A 3,562-nucleotide genomic window follows, 5' to 3' on the forward strand; every position below is an offset into this window, starting at 1 on the left:
CTACACGTTCAGCGCCGGCACCGACGTGCTGGTCAGCGATCTGCTGTCCGGCCGCGCCGCCAACACCGGCGACACGATCAAGCTCGACACCAAGGCCCCGACCGTCACGTTCAAGGCGTACTCGCTGGCAGACGGCGACGACGTGCGCAACGGCTCGATCAAGGTGCTGCCCGACAAGAACAACGCCAGCCGCACGTTGACCTTCGACATCACCGATGCGTTCGTCGGCGTTGACGCGAAGGCGGTCAAGGCCACTGGCGTCTACACCGACTGGTCCGGCAAGGAGGTCACCTTCGACACCGCCGCCGAGAACAGCCCGGTCGCCGGCCAGCTCGAGGGGGATTCCTCGAACGGCGGCCACGCCACGTACACGCTGACGCTCACGCAGCCCGGCAAGTATGATCTGAGCAAAATCAAGCTCGCCGTGGCCGACCGTGCCGGCAACGCGCAGGACGGCAACGAGACGGACGGCAAGACGATCGTCGCCTACACGCCTGCCGTGACCGTTGACGGCAAATCCGAGCAGTTCACCTCGATCAGCATCCTCGACGCAACCGAGCTGGGCAACATCCGTCACCAGATTCTGGTGGATGGCAAGCCGACCGTCGGCAAGAACGTCTATCTGAAGAACTACAAGGCGGACGCCAAGCCGGAAGTGACCGTGCTCGTGTCCACCACAAGCGAGAACGCAGAGGCGTTCAAGGAGCTGTTCGCCGATCTGTGGACCAACACCGCCAACGTCGATCTGCTCAAGAGCGTCTACGTCGGCAACGATTCCGGCGAAGGCTACTGCCAGTTCCCGACCGATCAGCCGAAGTACGACGATGAGCGCAACGGATTCGTCATCACCTGCGACACGTCCAAGAGCGGCGCGGCCGCACCGAAGAACGGAGCGATCTTCCCGACCGACCCCAGCGACGACAAGCTCATCGTCAACGGTGAGTACAAGCTGGAAGCCAACCCCGGCAACGAGCTCAACGCGGCCCGACTGCTCGGCACCCAGAACGGCGTCTCGGACAACAGCTTCGGTCTCGACAACATCGGTCCGCGCTACACCGGGGCCACGTATGGCGCCGACAACAAGACCGATCTCGAAAGCACGCCGAACGACGCATCCACCAACAAGGTGCTTGCCAACGACTCGCGAACCATCAGCATCACCGCCAAGGATCTGCTCACCACCTCCAAGGACGGCGACGCGGAATCCTACACGGCAGGCATGCAGAAGGTGACGCTCGAAGTGCCCTTCACCAGCTTCGACGGCAAGGACACGAAGGCCAGGACCTTCACCGTCAACGCCGGCGACAAGGACAAGGACGGCAATCCGGTCGTCGTCAACGGCACGTACGTGTTCACGCTCACCGACGACGGCACCTACGATCTGAACGACGCAACCGTCACCGCATACGACAATGCGCGCGACAACGCCGATCTGGACGCCAAGGACTACGGCAACACCACGGTCAAGAAGCTCGGCGATCTGCGTAGCCAGTTCAAGAGCAACATTCCGGCCGAGTTGTCCATCAGCAAGAACGCCGGCTCGACCAGCATCCAGATCAACAACGCCAAGCCCGACAAGCTGTACGGCGAGGACGTCACGTCCGTGTCGCTTGTGCTGGACGATCAGGCGTTCGAGCGCCGCTGGGACATCCTTAAGACCGGCTACGCCGACGTGAACCTGTTCGGCGGCAGCACGCTCGCATACGGCGACCGTGCGTCGGATGACGATCCGACCGGCGAGATCACCGAGCAGCTCAAGGGACTGACCGTCAGGCAGGCGACCGCGGAAGCGGATGCCGGCAAGGGCGGCGTGATCACATGGTCCGGCGAGGCGCTCAAGGATCTGCTCCCGGCGCTCAGCTCGACGAACAGCGCCCAGAAGAACGGCGATTACACGTTCGTCAACACCAACACCGTCAACGGCAAGGATGATGGCAAGCAGCTGTTCGCCAAGGCCGACAAGGCGACCTTCAAGCTCGACACCACTGCGCCGCGCTTCACCAAGCTCACCGGCGACACCGGCAAGGAGAACACGACTCTCGTGACCGACGCCAAAGGGCTGGGCATCGACGGCAAGGTCACCAAAGGCATCTACGCCAAGGCCGACAAGCAGATGCTCAAGGTCCATGTGCAGGATCTGCTGCCCGTGGAACAGTCCAAGACGCTTGACGTGGAACCGCAGAACGACGACAACCTGCGCAACCAGGGCCACACCGCCGGACTGGACGCGAAGACCGTCAGCATCGCGCTGCCGGCTCCGACCGATCTCGACGGCAAGAAGATCGGCGATGCCAAGACGATCAGCGCCGATGACATCACCATCGACGAGCGTGGCTGGTTCGACGTGCCGGTCGATCAGGAAGGCTTCTACCCGCTCGACGAGATCACCGTCACCATCAGCGATGCGGCCGGCCACCAGCTCAGCCGCAACCTGACCGAAGCAGAACGCTACGAGCCGAACTACGACACCATCGTGGTCGATCAAGGCCGAACGGACGGACGCAAGGCGGCAATCGCCTTCAGCAACGCCAAGGGCAACCCGGTTTCGCGCAATGCGAACTACTACTACCGTGGCGGCGTGAACCAGACGTACACCGTCACCGACCGCTGGTTCCCGCTCTACGTGAAGCTCACCGCGCTGCACGCGCCGTTCTACTCCGGTTCGATCAACACCACGCCGCAGGCCGAAGCGACCAACGGCAACGTCGTGGAGATCACGCCGAGCGAACTCAAGCGCAGCGGTGACTCGTACACGTACACGGTCACCACGCCGGTGCGCACCACCGACGAGCCGAATGCCGACACGGAAGGCAAGTACCAGATCAACTGGCAGTATGCCGGCGTGCTCGGCGGCACCCACGCCGCGCTCGACGACGCGGCAAAGGGCGGCAAGGTCTTCGTCATGGACTGGACCGCGCCGACGACCGGACACCTGAACTTCAGCACCACCAAGCCCAACCAGTGGGGCTGGATCTTCTCCGCCGATACGCTCAACGTGACCCTCGACGGCATCAACGACCCGATCTCGGGCGTCTGCTCCGCCAACGCCACGCAAAGTGACGGCAACAAGGACGCGAACGACTGCGTGAGCAAGAGCGATGAGTCCGTGAGGTTCTCCAAGCTCGGATTCGATACGCGCATCTCCACCGACCCGGCGCCGCAGACCGTATACAGCGGCAGCAGCGCGTCCGGCGTGGTCTCGTTCGCAGTGACCGGCGACAGCCAGCGGCTCACCCTAGGCAACACCGCCATCGCCCTGACCGATGCGGCCGGCAACCCGGTCGACACCGGCGCACTCAACAAGTACGAGGACAGCAACGTCGAGGGCGTGACCGGCGTGGCCATCGACAAGGTGGCACCCACGGTCGCGGTCGCATACGACAACAACGACGTGCAGCATGAGAAGTACTACAAGGCGAAGCGCACCGCGACGTTCACGCTCGTCGAATCCAACTTCGACTTCGTGCTCGCCAACGACAAGGATCGCGTGATCGTCACCTCGTCGGTCGATGGGCGCAAGCAGACGCTGCCGGCCGAAGCCTTCAAGGACAGCGGCGACCAC

The 3,562-nt window shown here is 63.3% G+C and carries 1 protein-coding gene; it reads left to right on the forward strand.

Annotated elements, in window-relative coordinates; all coding sequences use genetic code 11:
* Positions 1-3,562: hypothetical protein (locus tag EHS19_RS10890; RefSeq protein ID WP_175578434.1), on the forward strand; the 3,562-nt coding region annotated here is incomplete at both ends.

The organism is Bifidobacterium jacchi (assembly GCF_009078285.1).
GTDB lineage: Bacteria > Actinomycetota > Actinomycetes > Actinomycetales > Bifidobacteriaceae > Bifidobacterium > Bifidobacterium jacchi.